Annotated in this window: 17 protein-coding genes; 1 reads left to right on the top strand and 16 read right to left on the bottom strand. The window is 49.2% G+C overall.

Features of this window, described 5'->3' with window-relative positions; translation table 11 throughout:
* Nucleotides 1-13: 13 nt before the first annotated feature.
* The 7 genes from trmB to fmt all read right to left on the bottom strand — a co-directional run bounded on the left by trmB (nt 14) and on the right by fmt (nt 8,541).
* On the bottom strand, nt 14-649 hold the full coding sequence (trmB, locus tag HNQ47_RS05955; protein ID WP_183328482.1) for a tRNA (guanosine(46)-N7)-methyltransferase TrmB: 636 nt from the start codon (nt 647-649) through the stop codon (nt 14-16).
* A gap of 1 nt (nt 650) precedes the next feature.
* Nucleotides 651-2,063 carry a dipeptidase PepV gene (pepV, locus tag HNQ47_RS05950; protein WP_343052913.1) on the bottom strand — a complete coding sequence of 471 codons (1,413 nt, stop codon included), beginning with the start codon at nt 2,061-2,063 and terminating at the stop codon, nt 651-653.
* Between the two features lie 43 nt (nt 2,064-2,106).
* Nucleotides 2,107-4,290 carry a polyribonucleotide nucleotidyltransferase gene (pnp, locus tag HNQ47_RS05945; protein WP_183328481.1) on the bottom strand — a complete coding sequence of 728 codons (2,184 nt, stop codon included), beginning with the start codon at nt 4,288-4,290 and terminating at the stop codon, nt 2,107-2,109.
* Nucleotides 4,291-4,377: 87 nt separating this feature from the next.
* Nucleotides 4,378-4,644: a 30S ribosomal protein S15 gene (rpsO, locus tag HNQ47_RS05940; RefSeq protein WP_183328480.1), complete on the bottom strand. Its 267-nt coding sequence runs from the start codon at nt 4,642-4,644 to the stop codon at nt 4,378-4,380.
* A gap of 88 nt (nt 4,645-4,732) precedes the next feature.
* Nucleotides 4,733-5,800 carry a radical SAM family heme chaperone HemW gene (gene hemW / locus HNQ47_RS05935; protein WP_183328479.1) on the bottom strand — a complete coding sequence of 356 codons (1,068 nt, stop codon included), beginning with the start codon at nt 5,798-5,800 and terminating at the stop codon, nt 4,733-4,735.
* Nucleotides 5,797-7,602, bottom strand: a complete 1,806-nt coding sequence (gene lepA, locus HNQ47_RS05930; protein WP_183328478.1) for a translation elongation factor 4 — start codon at nt 7,600-7,602, stop codon at nt 5,797-5,799. Before lepA ends, hemW begins: the two co-directional genes overlap by 4 nt.
* A 9-nt stretch (nt 7,603-7,611) precedes the next feature.
* On the bottom strand, nt 7,612-8,541 hold the full coding sequence (gene fmt, locus HNQ47_RS05925) for a methionyl-tRNA formyltransferase (RefSeq protein WP_183328477.1): 930 nt from the start codon (nt 8,539-8,541) through the stop codon (nt 7,612-7,614).
* 114 nt (nt 8,542-8,655) lie between these two features.
* Here fmt and rpsT point away from each other — a divergent pair, with 114 nt between their 5' ends.
* The gene (gene rpsT / locus HNQ47_RS05920) at nt 8,656-8,919 is read left to right on the top strand and encodes a 30S ribosomal protein S20 (RefSeq protein ID WP_183328476.1); all 264 of its coding nucleotides are present in this window, start codon (nt 8,656-8,658) and stop codon (nt 8,917-8,919) included.
* Between the two features lie 31 nt (nt 8,920-8,950).
* On the opposite strand, the gene holA is transcribed toward rpsT, so the two are convergent.
* The 9 genes from holA to alaS form a co-directional block, all read right to left on the bottom strand.
* Complete coding sequence (gene holA, locus HNQ47_RS05915) at nt 8,951-9,886, bottom strand: DNA polymerase III subunit delta (RefSeq protein ID WP_183328475.1); 936 nt, start codon at nt 9,884-9,886, stop codon at nt 8,951-8,953.
* A 2-nt stretch (nt 9,887-9,888) separates the two neighbouring features.
* Nucleotides 9,889-11,757 carry a ComEC/Rec2 family competence protein gene (locus HNQ47_RS05910; RefSeq protein WP_183328474.1) on the bottom strand — a complete coding sequence of 623 codons (1,869 nt, stop codon included), beginning with the start codon at nt 11,755-11,757 and terminating at the stop codon, nt 9,889-9,891.
* Nucleotides 11,754-12,194 carry a ComEA family DNA-binding protein gene (locus HNQ47_RS05905; RefSeq protein WP_246346083.1) on the bottom strand — a complete coding sequence of 147 codons (441 nt, stop codon included), beginning with the start codon at nt 12,192-12,194 and terminating at the stop codon, nt 11,754-11,756. The genes HNQ47_RS05910 and HNQ47_RS05905 overlap by 4 nt, the downstream gene beginning before the upstream one ends.
* 85 nt (nt 12,195-12,279) lie before the next feature.
* The gene (gene greA, locus HNQ47_RS05900; protein ID WP_183328472.1) at nt 12,280-12,762 is read right to left on the bottom strand and encodes a transcription elongation factor GreA; all 483 of its coding nucleotides are present in this window, start codon (nt 12,760-12,762) and stop codon (nt 12,280-12,282) included.
* 39 nt (nt 12,763-12,801) lie between these two features.
* Complete coding sequence (gene mltG, locus HNQ47_RS05895) at nt 12,802-13,890, bottom strand: endolytic transglycosylase MltG (RefSeq protein ID WP_183328471.1); 1,089 nt, start codon at nt 13,888-13,890, stop codon at nt 12,802-12,804.
* Nucleotides 13,883-14,161 carry a DUF1292 domain-containing protein gene (locus tag HNQ47_RS05890; RefSeq protein WP_183328470.1) on the bottom strand — a complete coding sequence of 93 codons (279 nt, stop codon included), beginning with the start codon at nt 14,159-14,161 and terminating at the stop codon, nt 13,883-13,885. The genes mltG and HNQ47_RS05890 overlap by 8 nt, the downstream gene beginning before the upstream one ends.
* Nucleotides 14,162-14,190: 29 nt before the next feature.
* The gene (gene ruvX / locus HNQ47_RS05885) at nt 14,191-14,625 is read right to left on the bottom strand and encodes a Holliday junction resolvase RuvX (protein ID WP_183328469.1); all 435 of its coding nucleotides are present in this window, start codon (nt 14,623-14,625) and stop codon (nt 14,191-14,193) included.
* On the bottom strand, nt 14,625-14,876 hold the full coding sequence (locus HNQ47_RS05880) for an IreB family regulatory phosphoprotein (RefSeq protein ID WP_183328468.1): 252 nt from the start codon (nt 14,874-14,876) through the stop codon (nt 14,625-14,627). The genes ruvX and HNQ47_RS05880 overlap by 1 nt, the downstream gene beginning before the upstream one ends.
* 93 nt (nt 14,877-14,969) lie before the next feature.
* Complete coding sequence (gene alaS, locus HNQ47_RS05875; RefSeq protein ID WP_183328467.1) at nt 14,970-17,594, bottom strand: alanine--tRNA ligase; 2,625 nt, start codon at nt 17,592-17,594, stop codon at nt 14,970-14,972.
* Between the last annotated feature and the right edge of the window lie 24 nt (nt 17,595-17,618).

Raw genomic sequence — 17,618 nt, 5'->3', positions numbered from 1 at the left:
TCGTTTCCTCCTTTTATTTGTTCCTTTTCCACACACAGCGATAGATCGGATGGCCTTGGGCAACGAATTTTGCTTCGTATTCTGTCATCGGATCTTCATCATGCGGTTCTTTTCGGAAATTCAGTGTCACATCGTCCATTCGGAAGCCGGCATCCTGAAAAGCCAGCAGCGAATAGGCGAACAAATCTTCATTGTCGGTTTTCATCTGCACTTCGCCATTAGGTGCTAAGATCGACTTGTATTGTTCGAGAAAGCGCGGGCTTGATAAGCGTCGCTTGGCGGTGCGGTGTTTTGGCCATGGATCGCTGAAATTCAGATGGATCACATCCACTTCGTTTTCGCCGAACCAATCGGTCACATAAGCGGCGTTTTTCCAAAGCAGGACGGGTTTGTGACCTTTGATTTCATCAAATTTCTTTGCGGCGACCCCGGCTGCAGAATCGTTGTATTCCAAAGCGATAAATCCCTCTTCAGGATAGAGGCTTGCCATCGCGGCGGAATAACCGCCTTTCCCGCAGCCTATTTCCAGATGCAGCCGATCGGTCTGCAGGAATTCTTTCCACTTCCCTTTCAGCTGTTCCGGTTCTTTGATCAAGCTGCTGCTGGTGGGCAGGTACTCAACGGCCCACTTGATGCGGCGCATTCTCATACTATTGACACAATCGGACGATGGCTTCGGCATAGATGGCGGCAGCCGTCAGCAGGTCGTCCAGTTTGATGCCTTCATCTCTTTGGTGGCAGCCGCCGACAAAATCGTCCGTGGTTTTCTGTTCCCGCGGCATCACCGGACCATAAGAAACGAAGTGATCGAACATCCGGGCATACGTTCCGCCGCCGATCGTGATCGGACAAGAGAACGTATCACCGGTATATTTCCGATAAGCATCCATCAATGTGTTGACCAGATCGGAATCTGGATCGACAAACAGCGGTACCATATCCGAATCTAAGTGTGCTTCCACCTTCGACGGCAGGGCTTCGCAGGCCTGGTTAATATGGTCCATGATTTCCTGGGCGTTGGTGTCATTCGGATACCGGATATCCAGCAGGACGCTGGTTTCGTCGTTTTCCATCCGGATCATGCCGACATTCAATGTCAAGAAGCCCATATACATGCCGTTCTGGCAAAGATCCATCGGTTTTCCCTGCCAATCATATAAGATCGAATATAAATCATTGGCGAGTTGATCCCCGTAGGCAATGCCGACATAGTTCAGCAGATGCATCGCGGCGTTGATGCCTAACCATGGCATCGCGGCATGCGAGAATACACCGTCGATGTGCAGCTGGACCGATCCTTCGGTTTCTTTTATTGTACCTTGAATGTGGTTGGCCGCACAATAGAAATCAAATAATTTACGCTGCTGCGGACTGATGGTTTTCACATAGCAGTCCGCCTTACCGATCACGATATTTGGTCGGGATCCGGCGTTAAGTTTTTCGATCACGGTATGATCATGTGACTTCAGGGAAACGTGCAGTCCGCCCTTTTCCCCGTAGATCACCGGGAAGTCCGCATCCGGAACGAAGCCGGTCTGGGGAATTTCTGCATGTTTCTTATAGTATTCGATGCAGCTCATGCCTGATTCTTCATCGCAGCCGGCGATCATCATGATGCGTTTCTTCAATGGAATGTGCAGATCGCGGATCATCTTCACCGCATAATAAGCGGCCATGAACGGTCCTTTGTCATCCAGGACGCCGCGGCCGAACAAATAGCCGTCTTTCAGCGTCACCTGCAGCGGTTCCTTGGTCCAGTCATCCCCGATCGGGACAATGTCCATGTGTCCAAGAATGCCGAAGGTTTCCGTTCCTTGGCCATAGGTGATCAGGCCGGCATAGCCATCGATGTCTTCGGTCTGAAAACCATCGCGCTGGCCGATCGCCAGTACATGATCCAGCACTTTGCGGCAGTTCTTTCCAAACGGTGCATGTTCGGCAGCGGTGCTCAGATCACGGGTGGATTCTACTTGCACCAGTGTATTTAAATCATTCAGCATATCTTCTTGATAGCGATTGATCTCTTCACGAAAATTCATTTCTTTCACCTCGCACTCTATCATACCATAATTTTTTTAAGATAAAAGAAAAAAGGCCCGCAGGCCTTTATTCAGCGTTTTCCTCTGCTTTTTCCGGTTTCTTTGCCGGTTTTTTCTCTTTTTTATTCTCGGTGTTCTTTGGCTTTGGCAGCAGTGCCTTGGCACTGACATTGATGCGGCCTCGGTTGTCGATCTCCGTCACCTTGACATCGATCGTATCACCGATCTTCAGCACGTCTTCGACTTTGTCCACGCGGTGGTGGCTGATTTTTGAGATGTGCAGCAGACCGTCGGTGTTGCCGAACAAGTTCACAAAGGCACCGAATTTTTCAATGCGGACAACTTTCGCCGTGTATACATCGCCGACCTTGGCCTCACGGACAATATCGGAAATACGTTGTTTGGCTTTTTCGATGGCTGCCTGATCCTGATGGTAGATCACGACCTGGCCGTCTTCGTCGATATCGATCTTGACATTGTCACATTCGGCAATGATTTCGTTGATCATCTTGCCGCCCGGACCAATGACATCTTTGATCTTCTCCGGGTTGATGTGCATGATCGCGATCTTCGGTGCGTACGGGCTCAGTTCCTTGCGCGGTTCCGGAATGCATGCGAGCATGTTGTCCAGAATTTCCAGACGGGCTTTGTGCGCCTGGGCCAGCGCCTGCTTGAAGATATCCCGGGTGATGCCCGTTGTCTTGATATCCATCTGCAAAGCCGTGATGCCATTTTTCGTTCCGGCTACCTTAAAGTCCATGTCGCCGAAATGATCTTCCATGCCCTGGATATCGGTCAGTACCGTATATTGACCGGTTTCATCATTCATGATCAATCCCATCGCGATACCGGCAACCGGCGCTTTGATCGGCACTCCGGCGGCCATCAAAGACATCGTTCCGGCACAGATACTTGCCTGTGAACTGGAACCGTTGGATTCCATGACATCGGCTACCGTACGGATCGCATACGGGAATTCTTCTTCGCTTGGCAGGACTTGTTTCAGTGCCCGTTCGCCCAATGCGCCATGTCCGATCTCGCGGCGTCCCGGACTGCCCATGCGGCCGGTCTCACCGACGCAGTACGGCGGGAAATTATATTGATGCATGAAGCGTTTTGAATCGACTTCCGTCAGGTCGTCGATGATCTGATTTTCATTCAAAGCACCCAATGTCGTGGTGGATAAAACCTGGGTCTCACCGCGTGTAAACAGGGCCGAGCCATGGACCCGCGGCAGTAAGTCGACCTGGGAGTTCAGCGGCCGGATCTCATCGATCTTCCGGCCGTCCGGACGGATCTTGTCTTCGATGATCAGGCGGCGGACTTCATCGGCCTCGATCGAGCGGCAGATTTCCTTCGTTTGTTTGATGGCTTCGTTCTGCGCTTTTTCGGTTGGATAGTCCTCGGCCGCGATCTGATCGACTGCCTGCTGCGTCAATTCATCGATCTTGCCGTAGCGTTCCAGTTTTTCTTTGATGGATACGGCTTCACGGATCGGCTGTTCAAAGCTGCTGCGGACTTTCTTGTCTAATTCCGCATCGACGGTATACAGCGGGATCTCGCGTTTTTCTTTGCCGACCGCTTTGATGATTTCTTCTTCGAAGGCACACAATTTTTTGATCTGTTCGTGTCCGAACATCAATGCCTCGAGCATATCGTCTTCGTTGACTTCCTTGGCACCGGCTTCGACCATGTTCAATGCCTGTGCCGTGCCGGCAACGGTCAGATCAATATCGCTGACTTCCTGCTGTTCCAGGGACGGGTTGGCGACAAACTCACCGTTGACGCGGCCGACTTTCACGCCGGCAATCGGGCCGTTGAACGGGATATCCGAAATACACAGCGCCAGACTGGATCCGAGCATGGCCGCCATTTCGGCCAGCGCATCCTGGTCAACACTTAAGATCGTGTTGACGACCTGTACATCGTTGCGGAATCCATCCGCAAACAATGGGCGGATCGGACGGTCGATCATTCGTGCCGATAAGGTGGCATGTTCGCTCGGGCGTCCTTCGCGTCGTAAGAATCCGCCCGGAATTTTTCCGACCGAATATAATTTTTCTTCAAAACTAACAGTTAACGGGAAGAAATCGATTCCTTCCTTCGGTTCCTTGCTTGCACAGGCTGTCGATAATGTGACGGTATCTCCGTATCGGATGATGACGGCACCATCGGCCTGTTTCGCAATTTCACCGGTCTCGACTGTGATCCCCCGACCACAGAAATCCAAATGAAACTCTTGTTTCGCCATTTCTTTTTTCTCCTTATACTACAATTTCTAACCATTTTATCATAGCATACTGCTTGATAAAATAACAGAAAAAAAGTAATCTTGCGATTACTTTCTTAAACCTAATTTAGCGATCAGGGTTTTATAACGTTCCAGATCTTTTCTCTTCAGGTAAGCCAGCAGGTTTTTACGGCGGCCGACCTTCTTCATCAATCCGCGCTGGGAATGATAATCGTGTTTGTGTTCTTTGAAGTGCTCGGTCAAGCGGTTGATTTCCGCTGTCAATACGGCAATCTGCACTTCCGGCGATCCGGTGTCGCCTTCATGGATGGCGTACTCTTTGATGATCGCATCTTTTTCTGATTTCAATAACATGTTTCTTTCCTCCTATTATTTGGTCCTTTTATACCGGGTAAACGGTCGGAGTCTTCCGCAGACTCAGTACAAAAGCTCTTATATCTTATCAGTCTGTTCCCAAAAAATCAACTAAAATTGAATTCAGTTGTTCCATGCCGGCTTCCGTCGCGATCAAGTGTCCGTTTTCAATCGTCAGAAAATCCGGCATGTATTTTTGCAGGACAGCCTGGTAGGTTTTTTCCAGATCGTTCTGATACGTTTGGTTCCATTTTTCGATATCGACGCCGAACATCGTGCGCAGGCCCATCATGATGGCTTCAAACGGTGCATCGGTCGGCTCCGGACAGCGGGTCTCGCCAACTTGAATGAATCGCTGGAGGTCGCGTTCGATCAAATAGCGCTGATGCCCTTCCCGGCCGGCAGCACCTGGACCGATGCCGATAAAATCATCGTCGTTCCAATAGCCGAGATTGTGCCGGGAATACATGCCCGGCCGACAAAAACTGCTGATTTCATAATGTTCATAACCGACCGCTTTGAGCGTACGGACGATCATTTCGTACCAATCGGCATCGGTTTCTTCTGCCAGCGGCGGGATGCCTTGTTTGCCAAAAACGGAATTGGGTTCAATTTGCAGAGCATAGATCGAAAGATGCGGCAGCTGCAGCTGGAGGAATTCATTTAGATCTTGTTCAACATCTGTCTGCATCTGGCCTGGCAGGCCATAGATCAAGTCGATCGAAATGTTTTCAATGCCGGACTGCCGAAGCAGACGAATTGCCCGGCGGGCATCATCCGCGGTATGACGGCGGCCGATCTTCTTTAATAAAGGATCCGAAAAGGTCTGCACGCCCAGACTGACGCGGTTGATGCCGTATCGCCCCATCACAGCGATTTTTTCCGCAGTCAGGTTTTCGGGATTGGCTTCTATGGTCCATTCATAACCGGGCAGCAGACAATCGGCGAAGTGAGCGCAGAGCCGATCCAGCTGATCGGTATCCAGGCAGCTCGGCGTACCGCCGCCGAAATACAATGTATTCGTCTTTTGAACCGGTGTCTCACAAATTCTTTCCAGCCACGCTTCCCGTACCTGCCGGCCGGCGGTCTGCCGATAAAAGCCGCAATAGAAACAAATCCCGTCACAGAACGGGATATGTACATAGATATGTTTCATGATTCATCATCCATCGACAAGACGGCCATGAACGCTTCCTGCGGGATTTCCACGGAACCGACTTGTTTCATGCGTTTCTTGCCTTCTTTCTGCTTTTCCAGCAGTTTTTTCTTTCGGGAAATATCGCCGCCGTAGCATTTGGCCAGGACGTTTTTACGCAGGGCTTTGATGTTGGTGCGGGCGATGACTTTGCCGCCGATGGCTGCCTGGACCGGAATTTCAAACTGCTGCTTGGGAATCAGCTCTTTTAATTTGCGCGTCATCGCATTGCCGCGGTGATAGGCAAATTCCCGGTGGACGATGACCGACAAGGCATCGACCGGCTGGCCGTTGAGCAGAATATCCATCTTGACCAGATCGCTGGCCCGATAGCCGCTGATTTCATAATCCAATGAAGCATAGCCCTTCGTACTGGATTTCATCTTGTCGAAGAAGTCGAAGATGATCTCACTGAGCGGCAGTTCATACACTAACATCATCCGGACATCGTCCAGCACTTGTAAGTCTTTGTATTCGCCGCGTTTTTTCTGACACAGTTCCATCATCGGACCGACGTATTCCTTGGGCACCATGATCTCGGCTTTGACATAGGGCTCTTCGATCCGGCTGATCTTCTGCTGCGGGGGCAGCAGGCTCGGGTTGTCGATGGCTTCCATCGTGCCGTCTGTCTTATAGACATGGTAGATCACGGACGGGCTGGTGGCGATCAGGTCCAGATTGTATTCCCTTTCCAGCCGTTCTTCAACGACATCCATGTGCAGCAGGCCGAGAAAACCGCAGCGGAAACCAAAGCCCAGTGCCTGGGAGGTTTCTGGTTCATATTGTAAAGAAGCATCGTTCAGTTTCAGTTTTTCCAGTGCTTCTTTTAAGTCTTCGTATTTGGCGTTATCGACCGGATACAGACCGCAGTAGACCATCGGATTCATTTCCTTGTAGCCTTGCAGCGGGGCATCAGCCGGATGATCAGCCGATGTGATCGTATCACCGACACGAACGTCTTCAATATTTTTAATGGCTGCGCTGATCCAGCCGACATCGCCGGTGCCTAGTTTGGATTCCACGACTTCCTTCGGGGTATGGACACCGACTTCCAGTACTTCGTATTCCGCACCGGTCGCCATAAAACGGATCTTGTCCTTCGGACGGATGGTGCCGTTTTTCACGCTCACAAATGCGATGACGCCGCGGTAAGAATCGTATAGTGAGTCAAAGACCAGTGCCTGCAGCGGGGCATCCGGATCTCCTTTCGGGGCCGGCAGTTTATGAACGATCGCTTCCAGGACCTGATCGACATTTAATCCGCTTTTCGCACTGATTTCGATCGCATCGGTGCAGTCCAGACCAATTAAATCCTCGATTTCCTGTTTGACGACATCCGGCTGGGCACTGGGCAGATCGATCTTATTGATGACCGGCAGAATTTCCAGATCGTTTTCCAACGCCAGATATACGTTGGCCAAGGTCTGGGCCTGTACGCCTTGGGCCGCATCGACCACTAAGACAGCGCCGTCACAGGCCGCCAGCGAACGTGAGACTTCATAAGAAAAGTCGACATGGCCCGGGGTATCGATCAGATGAAACAGGTAATCTTCCCCGTTCTTGGCATGGTAGACCAGCTGCACGGCATTGAGTTTAATGGTGATGCCGCGTTCCCGTTCCAGGTCCATGGAATCCAGGATCTGATCTTTCATTTCCCGTTTTTCCACGGTATCGGTCAGTTCCAGGATCCGGTCGGCCAAGGTGGACTTGCCGTGGTCGATGTGGGCGATAATAGAAAAATTTCGTATGTGTTTTTGATCCATAATCTCCTCCTATTCCGCTTTCTGATCGACCAGGTTTCGGCCTTGTCCGCAGCAGAACGACTGACTGTCCATGAGCGGTTTGCCTTCCATCTGGCAGCGCTCTACATATAAATTGCCTTCATGCAGCGCAATGCCGAATTGTTTTTTATTGCCGAAGATCGTGCCAAGTTCGGCGTGTTCTTCTTTCTTATAGTCTGCTTTTAAGATTTTTAACTTCCGGCGGCCGACTTTCACATAGGCGCCGGGATGATCAGCCAGGGCGCGGATCTGACAAAGGATGCGTTCATCCGGCTGACTGAGATCCAGGTGTTCTTCTTCTTTTTTGATGATCGGCGCATAAACGACCTGCGATTCGTCTTGTTCGGTATAAACCGCATCCGGTGAACAGACCCGGTCAAAGTCTTTGACGATCAGACGGCCGGCAGCCTGCCCCATTTTTTCAAACAGTGTTGATGCAGTATCATCCGGTGTGATTTCGATTTCTTCGGTATCCATGACCGGACCGGCATCCATGGCCGGGACCATCTTCATCAGCGACATGCCGCTTTTTTGATCCCCGTTCCAAATGGCACGCTGGATCGGAGCACCGCCGCGGTATTTCGGCAGCAGCGAGCCGTGCAGATTGACACAGCCGTAAACCGGCGCATCCAGCACTTCCTGCGGTACGATCTGCCCATAAGCGCATGTGACGATCACATCGGGCTTTGTATCTATAATGGTTTGATAATCTGTTTTGATCCGGATCGGCTGAAAACACGGAATAGCATAGGCCTGCGCCACTTGCTTGACCGGCGAATAAACAATTTTCTGTTTCCGGCCGACTTTTTTATCTGGCTGGGTCACAACCAATTCAACGTCGATGTCGGCATCCAACATCGCGTTCAGAACATCGGCAGCGATCTGCGGTGTCCCCATAAAAATGCATCGAATTTTTGCCATTGCGATCCCTCCTCTAATACCACGGTATTATACCGTATTTTTTATAACTTGTGTTGCATTAGTTAGTGATTTTTGATAGAATGTTTTTGCGATTTATGTCAGGAGGTGCAGAACATGCCACAGATCCAATCTCAGAAGAAACGTGTAAAAACCAATGCCAAAGCGCATAAATTGGTCGTATCCAGAAAATCAGCATTGAAGACAAGCATCAAAAAAGTACTGGCTTGTGTAGATGCTAACGATAAAGAAGCGGCAGTCGCAGCGTACAACGAATGCTGCTCCAAATTGGACAGCGCAGTTGCGCACGGCGTTCATCATAAGAACTACGCCAGCCGCCAGAAATCACGTTTGGCAAAAGCAATCAACGCGATGGAGTAAAAAAGTTTTCCGCGAGATCGGAAAACTTTTTTTATACGAGCATCTCCATGACAAACTGTTCAAAGCCGGCATCCTTATCGACCAATCCTTGTTTCATCTTCCGGTCCAGATCTGCCAGGCTGGCCAGTTCGTCTAATAATTCGTCGGCCGAAAAGCGCTGGGCATTCTCCATATTGATCTGCACCCGATATGGATGGGCATGCAGTTCTTCCGTGATTGCATCGTGATCCATGCCTTCATCCATGCATACACGCACTTGAAACAAAAAGCGGATCTGCCCGGCCAGTCTTGATACGATCGTCACCGGTTCCATGTTCAGCCGGCGGAAATTCCGATAGAAGGCCAGCACCAATAAAGCGTTGCGCTGAAAGAGCGCATCGACCATTTTGAAGATATCATCCAACGGTTCCGGTGTGATCAATGCCTGGGCATCTTCCAAATGGATCGTCGAGCTGTAAATGCTCAGCTTCTCGATTTCACTGCGGATGCGCATCGGATCCATCCCAATGCGGTGCACGATCCAGTTCATCGCATCCTGGTCGACATGCAGACCGTATTCTTTGATCACATCCCGCACATAGATCGGCTGGCTTCGGCCATCTAAGGCTTTGCATTCATAAACCGTGGAAAGCGGCAGCAGCGATTTGACGGCTTTCTTTCGTTTATCCAGTTTCTCCGATGCACAACAGAATACCACAATGACCGCATCAGAGGAATCCTGACGCTCTAAAAACGGTTGTACTTCGTAGTGGGTCGTATCTTTGGATGAAAGAAAATCTGCATGATCCACCACGATCATCTTCTGGTCATCGAACAGTGAAACACTGTCCATCTCATTTAGGACGGCTGACTGCGGTTCCTGGGTCGCATCGATCGTGGTGACCGATTCGATGTGATATTTCTTCTGCAGCGTCGTGATCCGCTGATGAATGCGATTTTTATCATTTCCGTAAATAATATAGTACATACCTACCTCGGGCTTATTATACCAAATATCCGGGTCGCTGTTGTAAAGAATGTAAAATGATAGAATGACTGAATATGGATCATACCAACATCCTTGGTTTCCAAGACATGAATCCCTAAATCATGACAACGGCCAATGACTGATGAAGAGGGATGGTCATAGCGATTGTGTGCCCCGACCGAAACCAGTCCCAATATAGGCCGGGTGCGATCAAGGAAATCATACGACGAAGCCGTATCCGATCCATGATGACCAAGTTTCAGCACATCTACATCCAGATCATAGGTTTTTATGATTTGTTCCTCCACGCCGGTATCCGCATCCCCGGTCCATAGATACTGCATATCATCATAGCTGAAATACGACACGATACTTTTACTGTTTTCATCATGGACCGAACGATCCGGCAGTAATGAATAAAATGGATATCGAACCGGGATCTTCTGATACGAATCGGTGATGACATGATCGACCGGGATGTTTTGGCACAGTTCTTCGGCGCCGCCGCTATGATCATAATCATCATGCGTCAAGATCAATGCATCCAAATGATCGATCTGCCGGGATCGTAAAAACGGGACAATGATCGTCTCTACATTATCTCGGTATAAACTTTGCCCGCAGTCGATCATGACGGCAGACTTTTTATGCGGTTCAACCAACAACGTGCAGTCCCCCTGCCCAATATCCAACATATATACATGAAAGAACGGATCCAATGTGGTCTCGAAAAACGGCATCAATAATAAACAAAAGATCAATGATTTTTTCCGCGTGAGCAGCCATGCCACGAAAACAAGATAAAACAACAGACCAGGCACATAATGGGTCTGGATCATGGGCAGGCAGGACAATAGATGCTGCCAAAGGGTTTCCACCGGAAATAACCAGGCAATACAAAGCAGTCCTCCCTGCACCGAACGAAGAATCGGAAAAAACAGAAACAAGACCCAGTTGATGGAATGGAAATACATGCATTGAAAAAGAAACAGACACATACGTGTGTATAGAATGCGTTTGGACGGATCGGTCACCAGCCGGTAAAGTAGTCGCAGACACAGCGGCAATAAGAACGCAAAGTCACCAGCAGCCAGCGGGCAAAGGAAAAGAAATAAAAAGACTCCGAACGAAACAGAACGATCCCATTCTTTAAAAAAGATCCGTCCCATTTTAAATGTGATCCAGCGCACCAAACTGTTTGTGAAAACAAACAAGCAGCCGGAAAGGATCGCCAGCACAAGCGTGCACCATTGGGCCGTTCGCCGGCTGACGATCCGCATCAACCCATATTCAAATAACGACAGAAAACCGATGACCGCCAGTCCCAGCGAAGGAGTCAGCGCGGATGTATTCTCATCGTAAATGCCATAAAGATGCGCACGATAATACGGATTGCGCGACAGTACCGAATAGACCCGGCTTTTCAAGGAACGGGAACTGTGCACCAGATCACGGTCGGTGCAGCGTGCGGCATATTCGATCCCCTGTTTTTTCAAGTACTCTTCAAAATTAAACAGACCGATATTTTTCAACGAAGAAAACTTTTCGACATGTGAAACGTGATACACATCATGATAGTTGGGAGAATTGATGCCGTAAAGCAGGATCTTCGATCCTTGCTTCTGCGCCAGACAATAATGCGGTTTGATTTCACAGATCTCATAGTTGCCCGGCGCTGCGGCAGGCGGTTGATGGATCACCGGTATGAAAGATGCGGCACTCAAAAAAATCCAAACAGCCAGGATGGCCGGCCGCTTGAACAGCCACATTAACATGATCCCGAACCCGACCGCAAAACCAATCATAAAAACCGGGATCCGGATGATCAGCAGTGCTGTGGTACCCAGCGCACAAAGCAGAAGCCATGTCATAATGTGATCTGATCTTTGATCTTCGCATACATCACTTCTCCAATGCCCTTGACGTTTTGAATGTCTTCGATACTTTGGAAAGGTGTCTGCTCACGATAATCAATGATCCGCTGCGCCAGTGCCGGCCCGATCCCAGGCAGGGCATCCAGCTGTTCCAAGGTCGCACTGTTGATGGAGACTTTGGTCTGCGGCGTCGCCTCTTTTTCCGGGATGACGATCACATCATGATCGTTGACCTCCTTGACCATGGAAACTGTACCAGTATCCGCATCAGCCGAAGTCCCGCCGGCCGCCTTGATGACATCGCGGACCGTTGCTTCCCACTTTACTGTGTAAACCCCTGGTTTTTTAACGGCGCCTTTGATTTCGACTTGCTTGACCGTAGGCTGCACCAGATCCAATGACACCGGCTGATAACGACCGTAATACGTTGCCAAAAAGAAAACCAAGATAAAAAAACAGAGAAGAATGCGCTTCAATAAACTCACCCTTCTCTATATACGAATGCTTAGTATATTTAAACTAACGGACTTCCAAAATTTTCACGTCGTATGGTTCATCAACACGGTTGACGCGTACAACGTCGCCGGCCTGTTTGTCCATGATGGCTTCCGCCAACGGCGTGTTGTTCGAAAGCTTGCCGTTCAGCGGATCAGCCTCGATCGAACCGACAATGTTAAAGGTATGTTCCGTGTTATCCGATAAATCCAACAGCTTCACTTTTGCGCCCAGTTTGACGACTTTCGGACCTTGTTTATTCGCTCCTTCTTCTTCGATGATGACCGCATTCTTGATCAGAACTTCGAGCTCACGGATACGAGCTTCTACTTGTGCCTGATGTTCACGGGCCGCATCATAGTCGGCGTTCTCGGACAAGTCGCCTTGTGCACGGGCTTCCTGCAGTTCGACAATGACCTGCGCCCGGACATTATGAACCAAATCATTCTGTTCGGCAACCAAGGCATCATAACCAGCCTGGGTCACATAATTTTTTTCATCCGCCATGTATCTTCCACTCCTTTTTTGTGCATTGAGATTATAGCACTATTCGATATTTAAATTCAACTCTTCCATTTTGGCTTTGTGCTCTTCATAGGTCTTAAAATAGTAGACCGTGCCATCGCCATTGACATCCGCCAGGAAGTACAGATAATCGCTTTCTTCCGGGTTCAGGACCGCGTTGATCGCATCTTCCCCTGGATTATCGATCGGTCCGACCGGTAAGCCTTCATTTTGATACGTATTGTATGGAGAATCCACATCGGTATTGACTTCACAAGCTGAAGGAGAAACGAAATCATCATACAAGGCGTAGCAGACCGTTACGCTGGATTCCAATTTCATATCTTTCTTCAAACGATTATAGAACACGCCGGCAATCTTTTTCATATCGGATTTCTTGCCCGATTCAAACTGAACGATGCTGGCAAGCGTCACGATTTCCTGCGTGGAATAGCCGCTCTTTTTGATCTTTGATTTGTATTTCTGATAAATCGCATCAAATTGATCCAGCATGCTCCGCGTAATGTCATCGATCGTAGCATCCGGATCGCATAAATACGTCTGCGGATACAGATAGCCTTCAAGCTTGATCTTGACATCAGCACTGTTCAGTTCATCAGCATCGAGAAATTCGTAATCTTCTGCCAGCTGCTTGATATAATCGCTGTCATTCCATTTTTCGATGATTTCATCCTCACTGTATTTCGGGTATTTTTTCGCAATGGACTTCGCCACATCCTTGGCCCATTCCCCTTCTGTAACTGTGATGGATATCTGTTCTTTGTTTGCGTTATCGATATCTGCAATATAATCCAGGATCTCACTGGTCGACATACCATTATTCAGCCGATAATAACCCGCATAATAGGTATTGTGCCCCGACAAACGGGCATAGATCTTCGCGGTGGTTTTTGATTTGATCAGATCTTTTTCTTCCAAATTGGACAGGACCGTATCATAGCTGTCACCGCTTTTGATCTGAAACAGAACTTCTTTTTTCCCTGAACCAGCCGGCTGCAGAGTCTGCCGATAATACAAGGAACCGCCGCAGGCAACCAGGACCACCAGCAGCAATACAACCAGACGTTTGATCAGCTTTCTCTTTTTATTGACCTTCTTTGTCTTATGCATCCTCATAATCCTCAGCAAATGTATTGACGACTTCCTGGATCATATCCCATTCTTCCTCGGTTTCGATCTCAAATAAGTCGCCCTGTCCCTGGTCGTTTTCCGGATCGGCTTCGACATAACGAGCCGCAAAGACTTCATCGTCTTCATCTTCCGGATCCTGGAAGATCACATATTGATTGCCATTTTCTTCATTGACAAACGTAAACAAGATGATCATTTTATGTTCGTTGCCTTCATCGTCGGTGATATATAAATAATTCGAATCCAACATAATTTCTCCTTTCACAAAAAACCGGGAGTTTATTCCGGTAAACTCCCGTTTCTTTTTCTATCCAGGTAGTTCTGCAGAATTTGTACTGCCGCCATCTGGTCAATGATTTTCTTCCGCTTCCGGCGGGAAACATCTCCTTCAAGCAGGATCTTTTCGGCAGCTACCGTCGTCAGCCGTTCATCCCAGAGCATCGCTTTTACGCCCTCTTTCTTCAGTTCCTCGGCAAACTGTACGGATATTTCTCCGCGGATCCCGATGTCCCCGTTCATATGCTTCGGCAGTCCGAGCACCACTTCATGAACATCCTGTTCATCAAGCAATGCCAGCACCTGATCAAAACAGTCATCGTAGTCATCGGATTCAAAGCGGATCGTTTTCAGCGCTCTGGCAATCAGCTGCGAGCGATCACTGATCGCAACGCCGCAGGTCTTGCTTCCTAAGTCCAGACCGATAATTCTGGACATTATTTCTCCAGATACGCGCGAACCAATTCTTCGATGATCTCATAGCGCTCAATGCGCTGAATCAGATTTCGTGCATTTTTATGGGATGAAATATATGCAGGATCATTACTGATCAGATATCCGGCAATTTGATTGACGGAATTATAGCCGCGTTCCTCCAATGCGTCACTGACTTCCTGAAGAATGGCTTTGATATTTTCTCTGCGGATCTCTTCGGTTGTGAAGGTCATTGTTTCAGTAACGTCTTTCATGCTATCACACTCCTTGACTTACCCCATTATACATGAAAACGATTCAAAGATAAATGATTTGCACCCAAAAAGCCCTCAAAAAGAGGGCAAATTTTACAGATTGTTCAAGAAATCACGAACCGTCTGCAGCGCTTCCGGCAGCTTGGCCGCATCCTTGCCGCCGGCCTGTGCCATATCTGGTTTTCCGCCGCCGTTGCCGGCACAAATCTGTGCAGCCTGCTTGACCAAACGGCCGCTGTGCACACCGGCTTTGACCGCTTCTTTTCCGGCTCCTGCCACAAAGACGACCTTGCCTCCGTTCTTATTCGCAAAGAAGCAGACAACGTTCGGATCGCTGCTCTTGACATTGGAAACGATATCCTTCAACGCATTGGCCTCCATGCCCTGCACTTCTTTCATCAGCAGATGCACCGTGCCTAAATCTTCGATATCCTTTTCCCAGTCTTTCGACTTCAGCGCAAAGATCTGATTCTTTAATTCGGCATTCTCTTTCTGTTCCGCCTTCAGATCATCGTAGGCCGATGCGACCTTCCGGTCGATCTTTTTGATCGTTTTCTGTTTCGCACTGGCCGCAATGTTTTCCAGCATCGCGTGTTCATGGGCAAACTCTTCATAAGCCGCCAGTCCCGTTTTAGCCGTGATCCGGCGGATATCCGATCCGACACTTTCTTCACTGACGATCTTGCATACGCCAATTTCTGACGTGTTGTTGACATGGCAGCCGGCACAGAATTCTTTGGATACATCGCCCATCGTGACAACGCGGACCATATCGCCGTATTTTTCATTGAATAAGGCTGTGGCACCGGATTTCCGTGCCTCTTCGATCGGCATGACTTCCTTGGTGACAGGCAATGCTTCTTCAATGTATTCATTGACCAACTGTTCGACTTTGCGGATCTGCTCATCGGTGACTTTTTCGTAATGGTTGAAGTCAAACCGCAGATAATCCGGGTTGTTGAAACTGCCGGCCTGGTGAATGTGCTCACCGACGACCTGACGCAGCGCACTCTGCAGAAGGTGCGTGCACGAATGGTTGGCCGTGGTCTTCCGGCGCTTCATTCCATCTACATATGCATGCACGGCCATGCCTTTTTCCAAAATACCGGATTTCACTTTCACCGTATGGACATGCTGCTTGTTGCGGGCCTTCTGCACATCCAAGACTTCACATTCCAGCCCATCGGCTGTGATCGTACCCGTATCGGCCACCTGGCCGCCGCTTTCCGCATAGAACACCGTCTGATCCAGAATGACCTGTCCTTCGTCCTCCAGGCTGTCGACCATTTTGCCGTCCTTCAGCAAAGCGATGACTTTTGCCGGGCAGTCGATCCGATCGTAGCCGATGAATTCACTTGGCTCGGTGAAATTCATCAAAGCTTCGTTCTGGCTGGCAAACGAATCCTTGTTCGCGCGCGCTTTGCGGGCCCGTTCTTTTTGTTTGTTCATTTGTTCATCAAAAGCTTCCCGGCTGACTTTGACACCGCTCTCCTCGGCGATCTCCTGTGTCAGTTCAAATGGGAATCCGTAGGTATCATATAGTTTGAAAACCACTTCACCGCTCAGTTCACCGTTGGCTTTGGCAATTTCTTCATCCAGCAGCATCTGGCCGTTGCGCAAAGTCTTCTTAAAGGTCTCTTCTTCGATCTTGATCAATTTCTGGTTGAATGCCACATGATCCTCCAGATACGGATAGAAATCATTCATCGTATCGGCAACCACCGGCACCAGTTTATACAGGAACGCATCGTCCAAGCCTAATTTCAAGCCATAACGGGCTGCCCGGCGCAGTACCCGGCGCAGCACATAGCCGCGGCCGCTGTTTGAGAAATTAGCGCCGTCGCTCAGTGCGAAGGTCACCGTACGAATGTGGTCGGCAATGACCCGGTAAGCCATCTTGTATTCGCCTTCATACGGCACATCCGCCATTTTCTCGGTCGCATGGATGATCGGCAGGAACAGGTCGGTATCAAAGTTGGTTTCGCCGTCCTGCACCAGCGCAACCAGCCGCTCCAGGCCCATGCCGGTATCAATGTTCTTCTGCGGCAGTTCTTTGTATTCTTTCCGCGGGATCGAGGGATCGCAGTCATACTGTGAGAAGACGATATTCCATACTTCGATGTAACGGTCGTTTTCCATCTCATCGAAGAACAGTTTTTCGCCGATATGATCCGGATCATATTTTTCCCCGCGGTCAAAGAAGATCTCCGAGTCCGGCCCGCCCGGTCCTTTGCCGATTTCCCAGAAGTTATCATAGGTTTTCAAAATATGCGAAGGATCCACACCGCATTTTTCGGTCCAGATCCGATAAGCATCCGCATCATCCGTATACACCGTAATATATAGACGGTCTTTATCAATGCCCATCCATTCCTCGCTGGTCAAGAATTCCCACGCAAATGGAATGGCCTCCTCTTTGAAGTAATCGCCGATCGAGAAGTTTCCCAGCATTTCAAAGAAGGTGTGATGCCGGGCCGTCTTGCCAACATTTTCGATATCATTGGTTCGAATACTCTTCTGCGCATTGGCGATCCGGTTGCACTTTGGTTTTTCCGAACCGTCAAAATACTTCTTTAATGCTGCAACGCCGGCATTGATCCACAACAATGTCGGGTCGTTTCGCGGGATCAAATTTGCTCCCGGTTCGATCATGTGTCCTTTTCCGGCAAAGTAATCCAAAAACATCTGCCGGATCTGACTTCCGGTTAAATCTTTCATTTTATCTTCCTCCAATAAAAAAAC

It is taken from the genome of Catenisphaera adipataccumulans, assembly GCF_014202755.1.
Taxonomy (GTDB): Bacteria; Bacillota_I; Bacilli_A; order Erysipelotrichales; family Erysipelotrichaceae; genus Catenisphaera; species Catenisphaera adipataccumulans.
Note: the sequence above shows the minus strand (reverse complement) of the source record. Positions and strands in the feature narration are given on the sequence as shown.